Origin of the sequence: Afipia massiliensis, from assembly GCF_014203115.1 — a bacterium.
GTDB classification, from domain to species: Bacteria; Pseudomonadota; Alphaproteobacteria; order Rhizobiales; family Xanthobacteraceae; genus Afipia; species Afipia massiliensis.
The window spans coordinates 434,177-452,101 of the sequence record NZ_JACHIJ010000003.1; the positions used below are offsets into that span (position 1 = coordinate 434,177).

Genomic DNA, 17,925 nt, shown 5'->3' on the forward strand with positions numbered 1-17,925 from the left:
CGAAGACAGGGGCGATTGCGCGGGAGGGCCGAGCCCATGCGTTCAGATAAGATGGCCGGTGAGGCTTTCGTAACGGCGGCGATCCGCCGAACCGGTTTTGCCGCGATGGCGTTGGCGGCGTCGCTGATGCTGGGGCACGGCGCACACGCCCAGACTGCCCCCGACACTGAGAATGGCCGATATGCGCTCTCGCCGGTCACCGATGGTTTTTTGCGGCTCGATACCCGCAACGGCGTGGTGTCGATCTGCACCAACAAGAACGGCTGGATCTGCCGGCTGGTGCCGGATGAGCGGGCCGCGCTCGACACCGAGATCGGCCGGCTTCAGGCCGACAACAAGAACCTGCGTGACCAACTGGCCCAGCGCGACACCGTGACCGGCAAGACCGATACGCCGCTTGCCAAGGAAGATTCAAAAAAGAGCGCGCAGGCGTCGCCAGACAGCAAGGCGTCGCCCGACAGGAAGGTCGAACTGCAACTACCGCCCGAGCACGAAAAGCTGCTGGCGCTAATCGACCGCGTCTGGGATCGCCTGATCGAGATGGCGGTCCGTCTGCAGAAGCGGTTGTCTGAAATCTGAGCGAACTGCAACTCAAAACAAAAAAACGGCCGCGGAGCGATCCGCGGCCGATGTGTTTGGAAGATCAGGCGGCGTGGGCCGCCTGATCTTCGATCGTTACTTGGTGATATCGACGTCCTTGGTTTCCGGCAGGAAGAAGAAGCCGACCACCACGGTGATCAATGCGAAGATCACCGGATACCAGAGGCCTGAGTAAATATCGCCGGTCGATGCCACGATCGCGAATGATGTCGCGGGCAACAGACCGCCGAACCAGCCGTTGCCGATATGATAGGGCAGCGACATCGACGTGTACCGGATCTTGGTCGGGAACAATTCGACCAGCATCGCGGCGATCGGCCCGTATACCATGGTGACGAACAGCACCAGCACGAACAGCAGACCGATGATGGCGGCAACCTGCGGCCGGAAGATATCGAATGGATGCGACATCTTCACAAGCGTCGGGTTGGCGCCGCGCTTTGGATAACCGGCCGCCTGGAGGGCAGCGGTCGCGCCGGCATTCGAGTCCGCCGGCTTGGTGTAAGGCACCTCAGTGCCGTTGATCGAGATCTTCACCGGCGAACCGGCGGGACCAGCGACGGTGTCATACTTGACCGAGGACTTCGCGAGGAAGTCGCGGGCAAGGTCGCAAGGCGCGGAGAACACGCGGGTGCCGACCGGATTGAACAAGTCACCGCAGCCCTTCGGATCGGCAACAACCGACACCTTCACGGTCTCGATGGCCTTTTCCAACTGCGGGTTGGCGTTGGTCGAGATCATGCGGAAAATCGGGAAGAAGGTGAGAGCCGCGATCAGGCAGCCCGCGAGGATGATAGGCTTGCGGCCGATCTTGTCCGACAGCGCGCCGAACACGATGAAGAAGCCGGTGCCCAGCAGCAGCGACCACGCGATCAGCAGGTTCGCCGTATAACCGTCGACCTGCAGAATCGATTGCAGGAAGAACAGCGCGTAGAACTGGCCGGTGTACCAGACCACGCCCTGGCCCATCACACCGCCGAACAATGCGATCAGCACGATCTTGGCGTTGCTCCAGCGCGCGAAGGATTCGGTCAGCGGGGCCTTCGAGCCCTTGCCCTCGTCCTTCATCTTCTGGAACACGGGCGATTCGTTCAGCTTCAGCCGGATCACGACCGAGACGCCGAGCAGCGCGACGGAGAGCAGGAACGGAATGCGCCAGCCCCAATCCGCGAACGCGGCTTCGCCCAAAATCGTGCGAGTGAAGAGGATGACCAGCAGCGACAGGAACAGGCCGAGTGTGGCGGTGGTCTGAATGAATGACGTGTAGTAGCCGCGCTTGCCGGGAGGCGAGTGCTCCGCGACGTAGGTGGCCGCGCCGCCGTACTCACCGCCGAGCGCGAGGCCCTGCAGCAGGCGCAGGATGATCAGGATGATCGGAGCTGCGATGCCGATGGTGGCTGCGTTCGGGAGCAGGCCGACGATAAAGGTCGACAGGCCCATGATGAGGATGGTGACGAGGAAGGTGTACTTGCGGCCGACGATGTCGCCGATGCGCCCGAACACGATGGCGCCGAACGGGCGAACCAGGAAGCCGGCGGCGAATGCGAGCAGCGCGAAGATGTCGCGGGTGGCTGGTGGATAGGCGCTGAAGAACTGCGCGCCGATGATCGCGGCCAGCGAGCCGTAAAGGTAGAAGTCGTACCATTCAAAGACGGTGCCGAGCGATGACGCGAAGATGACGAAACGTTCGTCCTTCGTCATGCCGCCCGTCCGCGGCGAGGTTGTAGTGATGGTGGCCATTTCGATGCTCCCCAAAAACGTTGCTGATAAAATCGCCTCTGCGCGCCGTTCTTTGGCCGGCTCATAAGCGCGAGAAGTTCGCAGCAAGGTAACATCGGCGTGAAACCTAGCCCTATTGGACTTTCGGCTCACGACCAAAGGCGGGTGAAGGGCTTTTCGCGTCGCACAAATGTCATTCCTGCGAGGCGGGTGGGCTCGGAGCTAGAGGCCGAAGACCGAAAAGAGCAGTGCGATCGTCCACATCGCAATGGTGACGAGTGCAGTCCAGCGCGCAAACAGCAAGTAGGTCTCGCGCATCAAGGCTGCGATCGTCCGCTGCGCGTGGGTAGCTGGCGGACGGTTTTCCTCAGATAAATAGAGCCACATCTCGGTCCGGCGATGGTCCTTGGTCTGGGCTTCGTACGCCTTCAGGACAAGGACGAGGGTCATCACCATGCTGAGAAATCCACCAGCCTGAAATGCGGATCGCGGCAGGAAAGACAGGCCGATCATGACGCAGAAAATGGCGAGGGATGCGAAACCGCAGGCGCGCAGCACCGTCTCAAAGGCGATGCGGCGCATTTCCTCCATTGTCGTTACTCCATGAACGACCGGCAACGTCAGTCAACTGGGCACCTGCATCGCGCGTTCAAGCGTATCGTCAAGTCAGATCACGCCCACCTTACTCTGCGCGTTGCTGTCTACAAGCCGATCTTGACGAAGTTGCCGACGGCCGGCAGCGTCAGCAGCGCGGTTCCGGCGAGCCATATCCAGAGCGACGCATCGTTCGACTCCGAGGCGCGGGTGACGCGTTCGTAAACCGCCGCCGGAATGCCGCCAAGAATGACGGTGGCGGTCGAGACCATCAGGGATGCGAACATCAGCGTCAGCGGCAGGCTTCCGAACAATAGCGGTCCCACGAAGGGCTGCACGTAAAGCAGCGCGAAGATCAGCCAGAGCTGGTTGAAGATGCCGTTGATCATGCCGAAAAAGGCGATGCCTATAAAATAGAAGTTGCGGCTCATGACGCTGCTCCCGCGGCTCGGGGGGCGAGATTGAGCACCAGCAATGTGTAGTGGAAGCCGACGCGAATCCAGAACAGCCAGACGAATCCGAACAGCCAGCGGACCACCGGGGCCGTGACCTTAGGCGTCACGATCGCAACCGCCGCAATCACCGGATCGGTGATTCTGCAGAAAAACCGCCAGATATAATTCGGCGAGTCGGGATCAACCATCAGGCTGAGCAAAACCCGGCCGAGCATCGTGTACATCAATGCCGCCAGAATGAAATTCGGGATGTGAAAGTACCAGTAGCTGGCAAAGGATGTCGCTATGTCCACGGATATGTGTCCCCGAAATGTATCTCTCAACGTGCGGAGATTGCGCACTCAATCGTCGACAAGAGAAACTTTTGCCTGCGTCGTTTCGGTTTCGGGAGCGACATTGTCACAGGATGACAAGCGCCAGGATTGGCGGCAAGTCCGAAGGCTGTCGTCTCGACAAAACGGGGCCCGAAAGGGCCCCGTTTCCAGAGATCAGGAGTGGTGCGTCAGGTGGTTTTTTCCTTGAGCACCGTCTCACCGCGTGGTCTGCGGATTTCATCGACGAAGGCCTGCATCTCCTTCGACGGTTCCTTGCCCATCAGGCTGACGACGTAGATGACCAGGAAGCCAAGCGGCATTCCCAGCAACCCGCAGGCGATGTTGTTGAGGTTGAACCAGCCCACCTTGTTGGCCATGGGATGAGCCAGGGTGACCCAGCTGTCCATGGCATTCGGCAGGGCCATGGCCTTGGCGAGATCGACCACCGGTGCCCCGGTTACCGGGTTTAGCAGCGAGGTCATACCGAAGTACGCCACGCCGGCACCGGGGAAGTACCTTGTGGTCACAAGATAGAACAGGCAGAGACCGAAGCCGGCGATAATGCCGCAGACTGCGCCTGTCGATGTCGCGCGTTTCCACCACACTCCCATCACGAGCGCCGGGAAGTTACCGGCCATCGCGAGCGAGAATGCCCACCCCACCATCGCCAGGATGTCTCCCGGTTTGGTCGCCGCCAGGGCGGCGGAAACAACCGCGACCATGACGAGAAGCACGCGTGCCACCGTAAGTCGGCGCATTGTGGGCGCGTTGGGGTCGAGCATCTTGTAGTAGACGTCGTGGCTGAGTGCGTTGGCGATGGCGAGCAGAAGCCCGTCAGCGGTGGAGAGCGCTGCGGCGAGGCCACCGGCGGCCACAAGGCCCGAGATCACATAGGGAAGTCCCGCGATCTCCGGTGTGGAGAGCACGATCACGTCCGTATTGATCACGAAGTCCTGCAACCTGACCACGCCGGGATGACCGGCAATGGCCTTGCACGCGGCCACGATGGCATCGATGTTGGCGGCGTTCTTGCCGCAGATCTGGATCAGCCCGAGTTCTCCCCACTGGAAGAGCCAAGGCCGGATCGCGGTCAGATCCCGCCCGATGATGTTGGTATAAACTTCCAGCTTCGAGAACGCCGCATAAGCCGGCGCCGAGAAGTAGAGCAGGAAGATGAAGAGCAGCGACCAAGCGACCGACTGACGCGCCTCACGCACCGACGGGGTGGTGAAATAGCGCATCAGGATGTGCGGAAGTGAAGCCGTGCCGACCATCATGCAGAAGATGATCGCGAAGAAATTCAGCGGACTGTAGTTGATGAACGGTTGAATGTGCGGCTTGAGACTCGCGGCCGTTGCAAGGCCCGTTTGCAGCATCTGGTTTTCACGCGCCGTGATTTCCGCGATTGCCCGACCGTAGGTGAGTTCAGGAATCGGAATCCCGTACTTCTGGGTGGACAGGATTACGATCGGCGTCAGATACGCGATGATCAACACAACGTATTGCGCGATCTGCGTCCAGGTGACCGCGCGCATTCCGCCGAGCATCGCGCAAAGCAGGATGCCGACCAGTCCGGCGAACACCGCAACTTCGAACTGCATGCCGAGGAATCGCGATGCGATCAGTCCGGTGCCGTAGATCTGCGCCGTCACATAAGTGAAGGAGCAGCAGACGAGCACGATGACGCCGAGCGTACGCGCCACATGGCCGCCGAACCGGAACGAGAGGAAGTCAGGCACGGTATAGGCGCCGAACTTGCGCAGGTACGGTCCGATCAGGATCGACACCAGCACGAAGCCGCCGGTCCAGCCGAGCACCCAGGCAAGGCCGTCATAGCCGAGCAGGAAGAGAGTGCCGGCCATGCCGACGAAGGACGCCGCCGACATCCAGTCGGCGCCGGTTGCCATGCCGTTGTAGAAGGCGGGCACACGCCGCCCTGCAACGTAGTATTCGGAGACTTCCGCCGTTCGCGTCATTACGCCGATGATGGCGTAAACTGCGAGCGTGAAGAACACGAACAGGTAGCCAAGTATTTTGTTCGGAACGCCGGCCTGCTCGAGAATTGCGAGGAGGATAATGAATGCGATGAAGCCACCGGTGTAGGTGCCATACATCTTTCCCAGATTCTTGATGAAGTCCGAGCTACTGCTGGAAGTGGTTTGCGTGGACATGTTCGTTTCCCCTCAATCGTCTTCGGCAAAGCCGAATTCGCGATCGATCTTGTCCTGCTGCTTTGCGAACAGGAAAAGCATGACCACGAACACGATCAGCGAGCCCTGCGCGGCCATGTAGAAGCCGAGCGGGAAGTTGAGGATTGGGACCGTGATCTTGTTAAGCGGGATCACGAACATGTGGATGATGAATCCAAAGAAGAACCAGACCGCGAGATGCGTGAACATCAGGCGGGAGGTTTTTCTCCAGTGGGCGACTTCTCTTTCCTTGAGATCTGCGGAGTGAGGCATGGGCTGCAATCCTCCCCAAACCGGGCTCTGCGAGCGCCGGGTTTTGTCGAGGGGAATGCAATCCCATCAAAAGCGGCGCCCCCCGCTGCCGCGGCCCAACCGATCTTGATGCCGGTCTGGAAGCCGGTAAAAAACTAACAACGGGACAGGAAGAGGCCTTATAGACTTTCGTCTTAGAGCCCTGTTTTGCCTCCTATTTACCTGCGGTTCTTTGACGCGGGCTTGGTTCGCAGGTGCGAAAAGAATTGAGCGATCGAACCCGCGCAACGCCGTGGTAAGGCAGGATCTCGCCGTCAGGATTCACACCTATGAAGCTGCTCGACCGGTTTTTCCGACGCCAGCCGCCGATCAGCGACAGAGCGGCGCTTGCAGATTTTATCGACGCGCAATCGGCCTTTCTTGTGCAAAAAGGCATCTACGAGTATTCGCGCGCACGCGCGGGCCACTACGCGAAAGTGCTTTTCGCCGAAGAAGGTTTCGCAAAATCCGTCGAACATTCCCGATGGCAAGCGTACCCGCTCGGTCTCGCGATGGTCGGCGAAATGGTTGAGGGCGTGCTGCGGCCGCATGCCGGTGATCGCCGACGCGCCATGCTTGATGAACTGACCGCGATGGTGCTCTCGGTGCTTGATCGTTATCCGGTCCCTCCCTCGATCGGAGAAGACGCGTGGCTTGTTGCGCGAGACGAACTGGCAAGACGGATCGAGCTCACTGCTGGCCATGCGCCCAAGCGCGTGATGGATATTCCCGAGCCTTTGGCGGAAACCTATTTCGCGTTGATGCCGATCCACGAGAAGCTGCGTGGCCGTGACTTCGCGACAACGCGCAATTATCTGCGGGTCAGTCTGTGCAACATCCACGATGAATTGATTTCGCGCATCGACCGGCCGGCCCTGGAACGGGCATTTGTCGCAAGGGCCGCAGAGTAACATCCGACAGGTTGTGCGCGTCCGGCGTAAGAAATGGGGCGAGCGATGGACAGAACGAAGGGTGGCGTTCCGCTGTTGTCGCTCGATGCTGTTGTCATCGACACCGAAACCACCGGGCTGGATCCCCGCAAGGCGCGGGTGGTCGACCTTGCTGCGGCGCGCCTTTCCGGCGGCAAGCTGCTGATCGACCACTCATTCCGGCAACTGTTGCGGCCAGGCAGTGAGTCAATTCCCGTAACGGCGACGCGAATTCACGGTATCGACGATGCCGCGGTCGCTGAATCGCCTCCGTTCGTGGATGTTTGGTCACGGTTCAAAGCATTGCTCGATCAGAAAGTGGTCATTGGGCACACGATCGGCTTTGATCTCGCGGTCCTGAAGCGTGAATGCGATCTGGCGGGATTGCAATGGTCCCGTCCACGAACGCTCGACACCAGGTTGCTGGCGGAGATTGTTGCTCCCGAACTGGCCGGATACTCGCTGGAGAAACTCGCGGCGTGGCTCGATATCGATGCGGTGGACCGGCATTCCGCATTGGGCGACGCCGTCGCCACGGCGCGCATATTCCTGGCGCTGGTCCCAAAGCTGCGTGAGTGCGGCATCCGCACGGTCGCTGAAGCCGAGCGGGCCTGCGGCGCGCTCTCCCGGCAACTCGATCATGAGGCGCGGATTGGCTGGATCGAGGCCGTCGAAGCTCCGGCCCGCATCGACGCGGAGCAGGTGAAGCGTGTCGATAGCTATCCTTACCGGCACCGCAACCGCGACATCATGCGAACGCCGCCGCTGTTCGTCGCGACAAATGCAACGGTCAGCGACGCCCTGGCCCGGATGATGCGGGAAAACGTATCGTCTCTCTATGTCAGCGATCCGGAAACAGGCATGGACGGCGTCAAGGCGGCCGAGGCCGGAGTCATCACCGAACGCGATGTGTTGCGCGCGATTGACGGTCTTGGAGCGGGCGCACTCGAATTGCCGGTAAGCCGCATCATGAGCTGGCCGCTCGTGTCAGTCGCGGCCGACGCATTCGTCTACCGCGCCATCGGGCGAATGAGTCGCCTCAATACCCGCCATCTTGGTGTTGTCGATGAAACAGGCCGCGTAGTCGGAGCCTTGTCTGCGCGGGATCTGCTGCGCCCGCAGGCCGCGGAGGGGATCTTGCTCGGCGATGAGATCGATGCCGCGCCGGACGCGCGCGCCCTGTCTGCCGCATGGGGAAAGCTCCCGCCCTTGGCGGAATCGCTGTTGGGGGAGGGGCTGTCCGGCCGCGACGTTGCCAAGGTGATCTCCAGCGAACTCTGTGCGCTGTCCCGTCAGGCCGCGGTGATCGCCGAGGGTCTTATGCGGGAAGGTGGCCAGGGTGGCCCGCCATCGCCCTACGCTCTGGTCGTGCTTGGGTCGGCCGGGCGAGGCGAAAGCCTGCTGGCGATGGACCAGGACAATGCCGTGATTTTCGAGCGAGGCGAGCCGGGGGGCACCGAAGATCGCTGGTTCGCAGCGTTCGGGGCGCATGTCGCGGATCTCCTGCATGAGGCCGGCGTGCCCTATTGCAAGGGTGGCGTGATGGCAAGAAATGAAGCCTGGCGCGGCTCAATTGCGACATGGCGGAATCGCATCGATCACTGGATCAGTCGTTCAAATCCCAGCGATCTGTTGTCCGTCGATATTTTTTTCGATTTGCGCGCGGTACACGGCGATGGAGGTCTTGCTCTTGCCGTGCGGCGGGCGGCATTCGATGCCGCCGTGGGGCAGGTCGCTTTCGCCAAGCTTCTGGTCGAAGGCATTGACACTCCCGCGAGTCTGAAATTCCTGGGCGGAATCCGCACCGAGGCTGGCCGTATCGACCTCAAGAGGGCCGGGCTGTTTGGTCTTGTGGCCGCTGCGCGCGCCTTGGCCATCCGATACGGTATCGAGGCTCGATCAACGCCAGCGCGGCTGGCGGGCATCAAGGCGTGCACCAACGCCAGCGAATCCGACATCGATGCACTTGAAGAAGCTCATGGCGTCTTTCTCGACTTGATCCTTGCTCAGCAGATCGATGATGTGCACCACGGAATGCCCCCCTCCAACGCCGTCGCGATCAAGCAACTGACGGCCCGCGAATATCACCGGCTGCGCGCGGGGCTCGAAGCAGTCACAGCTATAGATGTCCTGACCCGGGATCTGCTGTTCAATGACTGATGTGACGTGGGCGTTCCATCCGGAGACCGATCCGCGTATTGCGATTCAGTTGAGAAGGACGCGGTTTCTCTTTCTGGACAAAGGGATAAAAGGCCGTGAATCTGGATATTGCAATGCACGATCCCGGTGACGTACCATTCGAGACATGCCAATAAGCTGCCTTGCAAGACTCTCCGGGCCAGTGAACACTTGATCTGCCTCAGCCGTCAGTTCACTCAGACCCATCAGCGACGTTCGTATCGGATAAATGACCTCAGTCTCCAGCACACGTCTCGTCGTTGCCGACGATCACCCGCTTTTTCGCGACGCCTTGCGACAGGCCATCGCGACCGTCGTCGCGACCGCCCGGATCGATGAGGCCGGATCGTTCGAGGAACTGACGGCGCTGCTCGATCGCGAACCCGACGTGGACCTGATCCTGCTCGACCTGTCGATGCCGGGGATCAGCGGCTTTTCCGGGCTGATCTACCTGCGCGCGCAGTTTCCGGCGATTCCGGTGGTGATCGTGTCCGCCAGCGACGACGCCGGGACCATCCGCCGCTCGATGGATTTCGGAGCATCGGGTTTCATCCCGAAACGGTTCGGCGTCGAGACCCTGCGCGAGGCCATCGGCAAGGTCATGAACGGCGATGTCTGGGTGCCGGCCGACGTCGATCTCTCCGTGGCGGGCGATCCCGACATGACCAGACTGCGCGATCGACTGGTGACCCTGACACCGCAGCAGGTCCGGGTGCTGATGATGCTGTCCGAAGGTCTGCTCAACAAACAGATCGCCTACGAACTCGGGGTCTCCGAAGCCACCATCAAGGCGCATGTTTCCGCCATCCTGCAGAAGCTCGGCGTCGAAAGCCGGACGCAGGCAGTCATCGCCGCCGCCAAGATCGCAGGCGGAGAATGGAAACAGTCCGACACGGCGAAGTAGCGGCGTGGCTAGCCGCTCTGTGTCAGCGACGCGCAAAGCAATTCAATTGAAGGCAATCGATCATGGTTGAGGCAGTGATTTGGGATTTTGGCGGGGTGCTCACGACCTCGCCGTTCGAGGCCTTCGCGCGGTTTGAGAAGGAGCGCGGCCTTCCCGCCGATATCATCCGGCGCACCAACGCCGCGAACCACTTCGAGAATGCATGGGCGAAGTTCGAACGCGCCGAAGTGGATCTCGAAACCTTCGACGTGCTGTTCGCCGCCGAATCGCTGGCGCTCGGCGCCGAGGTGCGGGGACGCGATGTCGTCCCGCTGCTGTCGGGCGATCCGCGTCCGGAGATGGTCGAGGCGCTCCGGCGTGTGAAGCAGCACTTCAAGACCGGCTGCATCACCAACAATCTTCCCGCCAACGCCATCGGTAGTTCCGGTGGCCGTGCGCTTTACGTCGCGGAAACGATGGCGCTGTTCGATCATGTCATCGAGTCGGCAAAAATCGGTCTGCGCAAGCCCGATCCGCGGATCTATCGGATGATGGCTGATGCGCTCGGCGTCGATCCGAAGAACTGCGTCTATCTTGACGATCTCGGCGTCAACCTGAAGCCCGCGCGCGAGATGGGCATGACCACCATCAAGGTGATCGACGGACCTCAGGCCATCGCAGAACTCGAAGCCGCCACCGGCCTGACGCTGAGCGGCCACGCGCACGCCTGAGCACCGCCGGAGCGCGCTCCCAACGGAAACTACTCCGCCGCCGCCACTATCTGCTGCGCCCGCCACTGCCCGAGCAGTGCGCGCAGCGCCGCCGGCTTGAGCGGCTTGTTGAGCACCACGATTCCATCCTCACGCGCGGCGTCGCGGACGTGCGGGCTGCGGTCGGCGGTGATCAGGATCGCGGGAATTCCCTCGCCAAATCGCTGCCGGATGTCACGGATCGCCGCGATGCCGTTGCCGCGATCGAGGTGATAGTCGACCAGGAGGCCGGTCACGCGCTCGTCGGTTGCCGCGATTGCTTCCGCGGCCGCCACCGGATCGACGGCGGCGATGACCTTGGCATCCCAGCCGGTCAGCAACGTCTTCATGCCGTCGAGAATGGCGCGGTCGTTCTCGATGCAGACGATGAGGGTGCCGCTCATGGGCGCCTTCGAAGAGATGTTCGCGCCGGTCAGCGCCCCCGTATGCGTCACGGTCTTGGCGATCGGCATCGTCACAGTGAAATGTGAACCGCCACTAAGGTTCGACCCAACCACGATGCCGTGGTTCAGCACGCGCGCGAGCCGTTCCACGATCGACAGTCCGAGCCCCAGTCCGCGTGCGATCCGCGCGCCCTGATCGAGCCGGTGGAATTCCTTGAAAATTTCCGTGCGCTTCGGGACCGGGATTCCGACCCCGGTATCGTAGATTCCGATCTCGAGGGATTTTCCCTTGCGGCGGCAGCCGACCAGGACGCGGCCCTTCGGCGTGTACTTGATGGCGTTCGAAATCAGGTTTTGCAGCAGACGCCGCAACAGCACGCGATCCGAGGACACCGGCAGCGAGCACGGCACGAACGTCAGCTGGAGCTTCCGCGCCTTTGCGATCGGCGCGAACTCCACTTCCAGCGAGCGCATCAGGTCGCTCATGCGGAAGCTGGAGATCGATGGCGTCATCGCGCCGGAATCCAGCCGCGAGATATCGAGCAGCGCGCCGAGAATTTCCTCGATGGCTTCCAGCGAGTCGTCGATGTTGCCGACCAGGCGGGCATCTTCGCCGCCGTCCTGCCGTTCCACCAGGCTGGTAACATAGAGACGTGCCGCGTTGAGCGGCTGCAGGATGTCGTGGCTCGCCGCCGCGAGGAAGCGGGTCTTGGAAATGTTGGCTTCTTCGGCGGTGCTCTTGGCCAGCGCAAGCTCGCTGTTGAGCCGGGTGAGCTGTTCGGTGCGCTCACGGACGCGCTTCTCGAGCGTGGCGTTGGCGCGCTCCAGTGCTTCCGCCGCCTCGAAGCTCGGTGTAATGTCGGAAAACGTGATGACCAGCGCGCCGCCCGGCATGCGGTTGGCGCGAACCTCGACAACCATATTGCGATCGGCCAGCCGCTCCAGATAGGGCTCGCCCTCGGTGGTGTAGGCGGCAAGCCGTCGCTGCAGGGCGGCCGGATCGGTGTCCGGATCTGACTGTCCGTTGCTGCCGATGAATTCGAGAATCTCGACCAGCGGAATGCCGATCTGTGAGTATTGCGCCGGCAGGTCGAGAATCTCGCCGAACTGCTGGTTCGAGGTAATGAGCTGAAGCTCCGGATTGAACACCGCGATGCCCTGGCGAACGTGATTGAGCGCGGTCTGCAGCATCTCGCGGTTGAAATGCAGCGCGGTGTGCGCATCGTCGAGTAGTTTCAGCGCCGCCTTGGCGGACACCGCGCGCTTGCGCAGCAACAGCGACAGCACGAGGCGGGAGGAGGCCGCGCCGATCGATGAGGCGATCAGGTGTTCGGCGTGGCGCAGCAGGCGGAAATCGGCGGGAGCCGCGCGATCGATATTGATGTGATGGGTCGCGGCGAAGGTTTCGAACGACACCTGCGCGCGCTCGGGGCCGAGATATTGTGCGACGGTGCTGAGCAGATCCTGCACCGTCACTGTCGTGCGCCAGCGCCTGAAATTCGGCGCGATCGGCGCCAGTTCGCTCGGCACGAACAGGTCGGCTTGAACCCGTTCGATCGATGTCGGCTGGCGCAGCAGCGACAGCACGATGTAGGTCAAGAGGTTGAGTGAAAGGCTCCAGAATACGCCGTGAATCAGCGGCGCCATTTCGGTGCCGAGCAGCGCGCGGGGCCGCAGTGCGGCGATGCCGAACAGTCCTTCTTTCAGCCAGACCGCGCCGCGCGGATCGACCTCGGCGAAGCTTGGCAGAAACAGCGTGTAGGCCCACACCGCGAAGCCGATCAGCATGCCGCCCATCGCGCCGCGCGCGGTCGCGCGCCGCCAGAACAGTCCGCCGAAAAATGCCGGCGCGAGCTGCGCGACGGCGGCGAATGACAGCAGGCCGATGGCGGCGAGCTGCGCATTCCCCAGCGCGTGATAATACAAATAGGCCATCGCCATGATGACGAAGATCGCAACGCGCCGGACCTTGAGCAGAAAGCCGCCGAAGTTCGCCTTGCCGTCCTGCGACGACCGCTTCCGTTTCAGCGCCAGCGGCATAATGATGTCGTTCGACACCATGATGGCGAGCGCCACGCATTCCACGATCACCATGGCGGTGGCGGCGGACAGGCCGCCGATAAACACGATCACGCTGAGCGACGTTGCCTTGGCCTGGATCGGCAACGCCAGCACGTACATGTCGCTGTCCGATGCGCCGAACGGGAAGGTGACAAGGCCGGCGATGGCGATCGGGATCACGAACAGGTTGATCGCAATCAGATAGAGCGGGAACAGCCAGCGCGCGCGGCGCACCTCGGCTTCGGTCGAATTCTCGACGACGCTGACGTGGAACTGTCGCGGCAGCAACATGATCGCCAGAAACGACAGCAGCGTCATGGCGAGGAAATTGCCGATCGACGGCGTGGCCTCGATGGCGCGCACCGCCTCCGGCGTCTTCATGGCGCGTTCGATCAGTTCGGTCGGCCCGAACATGAAAAACGTGACGAACACGCCGGCGGCGATGAACGCTACTAGCTTGACCAGCGATTCCGTCGCGACCGCCAGCATCAGGCCGTGCTGGTGTTCGGTGGCGTCGGTCTGACGCGTGCCGAACAGCACCGCGAAGGCGGCGAGGGTGATGGTGACGATGAAGGCGATGTCGCCGATGTAGGGAATGCTGGAGACGTCCTGATCCTGATTGAGGATGGTTTCCAGCGATGATGCGACGGCCTTCAATTGAAGCGCGATGTAGGGCACCGAGCCGATGATGGCGATGGCGGCAGCGGTGGCGGCGACGGCCTGGCTCTTGCCGTAACGCGCGGCGATGAAGTCGGCGATCGAGGTGATGTTCTGTGATTTCGCCAGTTGAATGACGCGCATCAACAGCGGCGTGCAGAATGCGATCATCAGGATCGGGCCGACATAGATCGCGAGAAACTCGACGCTGGTCCGCGTCGCAAGCCCGACCGAGCCGAAGAACGTCCAGGACGTGCAGTAGATCGCGAGCGACAGCGGATAGATGATAGTGCCGAGGCGGCCGCGCTGAGCCTGCGTCAGCCGCTCGCCGTAGCTCGCGACGACGAACAGAAGGCCGATGTAGCCGAACGCGGCTGCGATCACGCCCCAGTCATGCAGCATCGATAGGGTCCCCGTCGCCTATGTCGTTTGGGCATGATCCTCCCGAAAACCGGTTTCCACCTTTCGGGATCATGCCTTCGGTCAACGCCCGGCTGCGACCTTAGCCCGGTCCGCCGTCAGACGCATCCGGACATCGATCGCGTTTGCCTGGCGAACAAAAATGTTGGCGAGTCAGCCCGAATCAGCATATACACGTAAAAGTTGCAATACGCACGTAACGCAACAAGGAGCCGGCCGATGGGTCAGATGCTGCCCTTCGTTATGCAGGATGCCCCGGTCGTCGTTGTGGATGACGACCCTTCCGTTCGTGATGCCCTGCTGCTGCTGCTGAGAATCGACGGGTTTGAGGCGCGGGCGTTTGCAGATGGCGAGTCGTTCTTTGAATCGCTGCAATCCTCCACGCCCTCTTGCGTGATCCTCGATCTGCAGCTCCCGGGCCGTTCCGGGCTGGCGGTGCTGAAGCAACTCGCCGATACGCGGTTTGCACCGCCGGTGTTCGTCATCTCCGGTCAGTCCGATATCGCGATGGCCGTCGCAGCCATGAAGCTCGGCGCTGTGGATTTTCTTGAGAAGCCGTTTTCGGCGGGAGCCATGATCGATCGGGTGCGGGAGGCTGTCCTGATCTATCGCGGATCGATGGTCGGGAGGATCGACGGTCTCGCCGACTTCCCGGGCTTTGCGCTTTTGACACGGCGCGAACGGGATGTGCTGGCGCAGATCACGCACGGTGCGTCGAACAAGGAAGCGGGACGGCGGCTCGGCATCAGCCCCCGCACCATCGAGGTTCATCGTGCGCGCATCATGGACAAGCTGGGTGCGCGCAATGCTGCCGACCTGATGCGGATCGTGTTGTCGCACACGCCGGCACGGCACGCCAAAGCCGTTAGTGTCGGAAGGCCATAGTTTTATTCAGCTGCCATTTATTCAGCCGCCATGGATTTGGCGTGCAGCGGCAGGCCGAGCTGTTCCCAGACCTGGACCAGCGCCTCGGCGAGGCCGTCGATCAGTGCGTCCTCGTGATACGGCGACGGGGTAATGCGCAGGCGCTCCGTACCCTTGGGCACCGTCGGATAATTGATCGGCTGGATGTAGATGCCGTGCTGTTCGAGCAGCAGGTCGCATGCCTTCTTGCAGCGCTCCGGGTCGCCTACGAACAGCGGGACGATGTGCGTATCGCTCGACATCACCGGCAGGCCGGCAGCGATGAGAATGGCCTTGAGCCGCGCGGCGCGGTCTTGATGACGCTCGCGCTCCCATGACGATGATTTCAGATGCTTGATCGCGGCGGTCGCGGCCGAGCAGATCGCGGGCGGAAGGGCCGTGGTGAAGATGAAGCCCGGCGCGTAGGAGCGCACCGCGTCAACCATCTTGGTGCTGCCGGCGATGTAGCCGCCGAGGCAGCCGAACGCCTTGGCCAGCGTGCCTTCGAGAATGTCGATCCGGTGCATCACGCCGTCGCGCTCGGCAATGCCGCCGCCGCGCGGGCCGTACATGCCGACCGCATGAACTTCGTCGACATAGGTCATCGCACCGTAACGCTCGGCGAGATCGCAGATCTTCGCCAGCGGCGCGACATCGCCATCCATCGAGTACAGGCTTTCGCAGACGATCATCGTCGGACGGCCCGGATTGGCGCGCAGCAATTCTTCAAGATGCGCGACGTCGTTGTGGCGGAACACGAGGTACTGAGTGCCGGACTGACGGATGCCCTCGATCATCGAGTTGTGGTTCAGCGCGTCCGACAGGATCAGGCAGTTCGGAATCAGCTTCGCCAGCGTCGCGATGCCGGTCTGGTTGGACACATAGCCCGACGTGAAAACCAGCGCCGCTTCCTTGCCGTGCAGATCGGCGAGTTCGCGCTCAAGCTGGATCAGGGAATGGTTGTTTCCGGCGATGTTGCGGGTGCCGCCGGCGCCAGTGCCGGTGCGGGTCGCGGTTTCGACCATTGCGCCCACGACTTTTGGATGCTGCCCCATGCCGAGATAGTCATTGGAGCACCACATCACGATGTTGCGCTGGCCCTTCGGGGAGTGCCAGATCGCGTGCGGAAACCGCCCGGCGATCCGCTCCAGATCCGCGAAAACGCGGTAGCGCCGCTCGTCATGAAGCCGCCCGAGGGCATCGCCGAAGAACTTGTTGTAATCCATCACAAAAACCCTGGATGGGGACCCGAATTACGGCAGCCGGGCCAAGGGCCTTCTGCCGTGCACGAGGTCTTTTTAGAGCTTTTCCAGCTTTGATGTCGAGGCCGTTTTCGCCGGGCTCATATGCGGCAAAAACTTGATCCAGATCATCTCGGGATCAATTCCGCTCAATCAGCGTATTCGGGTTCAGTCAGGCGGTGAAGCGCAGCACGCCATCGGCGCCAAGACCGGACGTCAGCCGGCCTCCGGCCAGCATGTGATTGACGTGCGCGATCAGCTCTCCGGCGGCGAAGCCGGTCTGATGGGCGTCGAGGACGTGCTTGTGGAACACCACCGGCACCAGCTCCGCGGAGGTCTTCGGCGATGTGCGGCACGCAGCTGCGATCAGCTGGCACCGTTCTTCGTGATGATCCGCGAGTTGCGTGATGCGCGTCTTCACGCCGTAGAACGGCACGCCGTGACCGGGCAGCACCAGAACGTCGTCCGGCAGCAGGCCTGCAAGCTCCTTGAGCGAGGTCAGGTATTCGCCCAGCGAATTGGCATCGGGTTCCACCGCCCACACGCTGACATTCGGCGAAATCTTGCTCAGCACCTGATCCGCCGACAGGAAGATGTTGTCGGCCTCGCAATAGAGCATGACCTGATCGAGTGCGTGACCGCCGCCGGTGAGGACCTTGAACGTCCGCGTGCCGATCGTGATCTCGTCGCCCTTGGACAGGCGATAATAGGAGGCGGGCAGAATCGAAACGCGCGTGAGATAGTCCTGGCCCTTGCCGAGCAGGGCTTCGGTGATCTCTTCGTCCATGCCGTGACGGCGGAAGAACAGCCGCTGCGCCAGTTTGCGTTCCGGCGAGCCGCGATGCTGGTGATACGCGGCCTGCAGATATTCGACCTGAGACATCAGAAGCGGGCAACCGAAGCGTTCGACGATCCAGCCCGCAAGCCCGACGTGGTCCGGGTGCGAGTGCGTCACGATCAGCCGGGTGATGTGAAAGCCCTTGAGCGGGCCTTCGAACAATGTCGTCCAAGCCGCAATGGTGGCGTCGTTGCCGATGCCGGTATCGACCATGGCCCAGCCGTCGCCGTCAGCGATCAGGTAGATGTTCACATGGTTGAGACGGAACGGCAGAGTCATGCGCACCCATATCAGACCGGGCGCGACCTCGATCGCTTCGTCCGGCTTGGGCGGCGTCTCGATTGGATAGCGCAGGCCATCAGAGGCTGCGGGCAATGGGGCGGTCTTGGTGTGCATCGTCTCGCAATCGCAGTTTTCAGGCCCGGCTTAACGCGGCAAACCTCGCGGCGCTAGTGTCCGGTCGGCCGAAAAGCCGCGTTTTACGGGCTGCGTCAGCATGG

At 61.9% G+C, this 17,925-nt stretch carries 15 protein-coding genes; 6 read left to right on the plus strand and 9 right to left on the minus strand.

Annotation, left to right across the window (positions count from 1 at the left end):
- Window positions 1–51 precede the first annotated feature (51 nt).
- Complete coding sequence (locus tag HNQ36_RS11645) at window positions 52–579, plus strand: hypothetical protein (protein WP_184085941.1); 528 nt, start codon at window positions 52–54, stop codon at window positions 577–579.
- 96 nt (window positions 580–675) lie between these two features.
- Here HNQ36_RS11645 and HNQ36_RS11650 read toward each other — a convergent pair whose 3' ends face one another.
- The 6 genes from HNQ36_RS11650 to HNQ36_RS11675 all read right to left on the minus strand — a co-directional run bounded on the left by HNQ36_RS11650 (window position 676) and on the right by HNQ36_RS11675 (window position 6,144).
- Entirely contained in the window at window positions 676–2,340 is a 1,665-nt protein-coding gene (locus HNQ36_RS11650; protein ID WP_184085122.1) for an MFS transporter, read from the minus strand.
- Window positions 2,341–2,541: 201 nt separating this feature from the next.
- On the minus strand, window positions 2,542–2,910 hold the full coding sequence (locus HNQ36_RS11655; RefSeq protein ID WP_184085125.1) for a hypothetical protein: 369 nt from the start codon (window positions 2,908–2,910) through the stop codon (window positions 2,542–2,544).
- A gap of 110 nt (window positions 2,911–3,020) precedes the next feature.
- A complete protein-coding gene (locus HNQ36_RS11660; protein ID WP_184085128.1) occupies window positions 3,021–3,344 on the minus strand; it encodes a hypothetical protein in 324 nt (107 codons plus the stop codon).
- Window positions 3,341–3,661 carry a hypothetical protein gene (locus HNQ36_RS11665; RefSeq protein WP_046828477.1) on the minus strand — a complete coding sequence of 107 codons (321 nt, stop codon included), beginning with the start codon at window positions 3,659–3,661 and terminating at the stop codon, window positions 3,341–3,343. Before HNQ36_RS11665 ends, HNQ36_RS11660 begins: the two co-directional genes overlap by 4 nt.
- Window positions 3,662–3,870: 209 nt before the next feature.
- Window positions 3,871–5,853, minus strand: a complete 1,983-nt coding sequence (locus HNQ36_RS11670) for a sodium:solute symporter family protein (protein WP_184085131.1) — start codon at window positions 5,851–5,853, stop codon at window positions 3,871–3,873.
- A 12-nt stretch (window positions 5,854–5,865) separates the two neighbouring features.
- Window positions 5,866–6,144, minus strand: coding sequence for a DUF4212 domain-containing protein (locus HNQ36_RS11675; RefSeq protein ID WP_046828479.1), 279 nt, complete (start codon window positions 6,142–6,144; stop codon window positions 5,866–5,868).
- 308 nt (window positions 6,145–6,452) lie between these two features.
- Between HNQ36_RS11675 and HNQ36_RS11680 the strand changes: the two genes are divergently transcribed.
- From HNQ36_RS11680 to HNQ36_RS11695, 4 genes are all read left to right on the plus strand, one after another.
- Complete coding sequence (locus HNQ36_RS11680; RefSeq protein ID WP_184085134.1) at window positions 6,453–7,073, plus strand: hypothetical protein; 621 nt, start codon at window positions 6,453–6,455, stop codon at window positions 7,071–7,073.
- A gap of 45 nt (window positions 7,074–7,118) precedes the next feature.
- Window positions 7,119–9,251 carry a DUF294 nucleotidyltransferase-like domain-containing protein gene (locus HNQ36_RS11685; protein ID WP_184085150.1) on the plus strand — a complete coding sequence of 711 codons (2,133 nt, stop codon included), beginning with the start codon at window positions 7,119–7,121 and terminating at the stop codon, window positions 9,249–9,251.
- Between the two features lie 247 nt (window positions 9,252–9,498).
- Complete coding sequence (locus HNQ36_RS11690) at window positions 9,499–10,173, plus strand: response regulator (RefSeq protein ID WP_184085153.1); 675 nt, start codon at window positions 9,499–9,501, stop codon at window positions 10,171–10,173.
- A 62-nt stretch (window positions 10,174–10,235) separates the two neighbouring features.
- Complete coding sequence (locus HNQ36_RS11695) at window positions 10,236–10,883, plus strand: HAD-IA family hydrolase (RefSeq protein WP_184085156.1); 648 nt, start codon at window positions 10,236–10,238, stop codon at window positions 10,881–10,883.
- Between the two features lie 29 nt (window positions 10,884–10,912).
- On the opposite strand, the gene HNQ36_RS11700 is transcribed toward HNQ36_RS11695, so the two are convergent.
- Entirely contained in the window at window positions 10,913–14,425 is a 3,513-nt protein-coding gene (locus HNQ36_RS11700) for a PAS domain-containing hybrid sensor histidine kinase/response regulator (protein ID WP_184085158.1), read from the minus strand.
- Between the two features lie 237 nt (window positions 14,426–14,662).
- Between HNQ36_RS11700 and HNQ36_RS11705 the strand changes: the two genes are divergently transcribed.
- Window positions 14,663–15,328 (plus strand): response regulator transcription factor, encoded by a 666-nt coding sequence (locus HNQ36_RS11705; RefSeq protein ID WP_184085162.1) that lies wholly within the window; start codon window positions 14,663–14,665, stop codon window positions 15,326–15,328.
- A gap of 17 nt (window positions 15,329–15,345) precedes the next feature.
- Here the strand turns inward: HNQ36_RS11705 and hemA are convergent, their stop codons facing one another.
- Window positions 15,346–16,572 carry a 5-aminolevulinate synthase gene (hemA, locus tag HNQ36_RS11710; RefSeq protein ID WP_184085165.1) on the minus strand — a complete coding sequence of 409 codons (1,227 nt, stop codon included), beginning with the start codon at window positions 16,570–16,572 and terminating at the stop codon, window positions 15,346–15,348.
- Window positions 16,573–16,759: 187 nt separating this feature from the next.
- Window positions 16,760–17,821, minus strand: a complete 1,062-nt coding sequence (locus HNQ36_RS11715) for an MBL fold metallo-hydrolase (protein WP_046828487.1) — start codon at window positions 17,819–17,821, stop codon at window positions 16,760–16,762.
- Window positions 17,822–17,925: the final 104 nt, after the last annotated feature.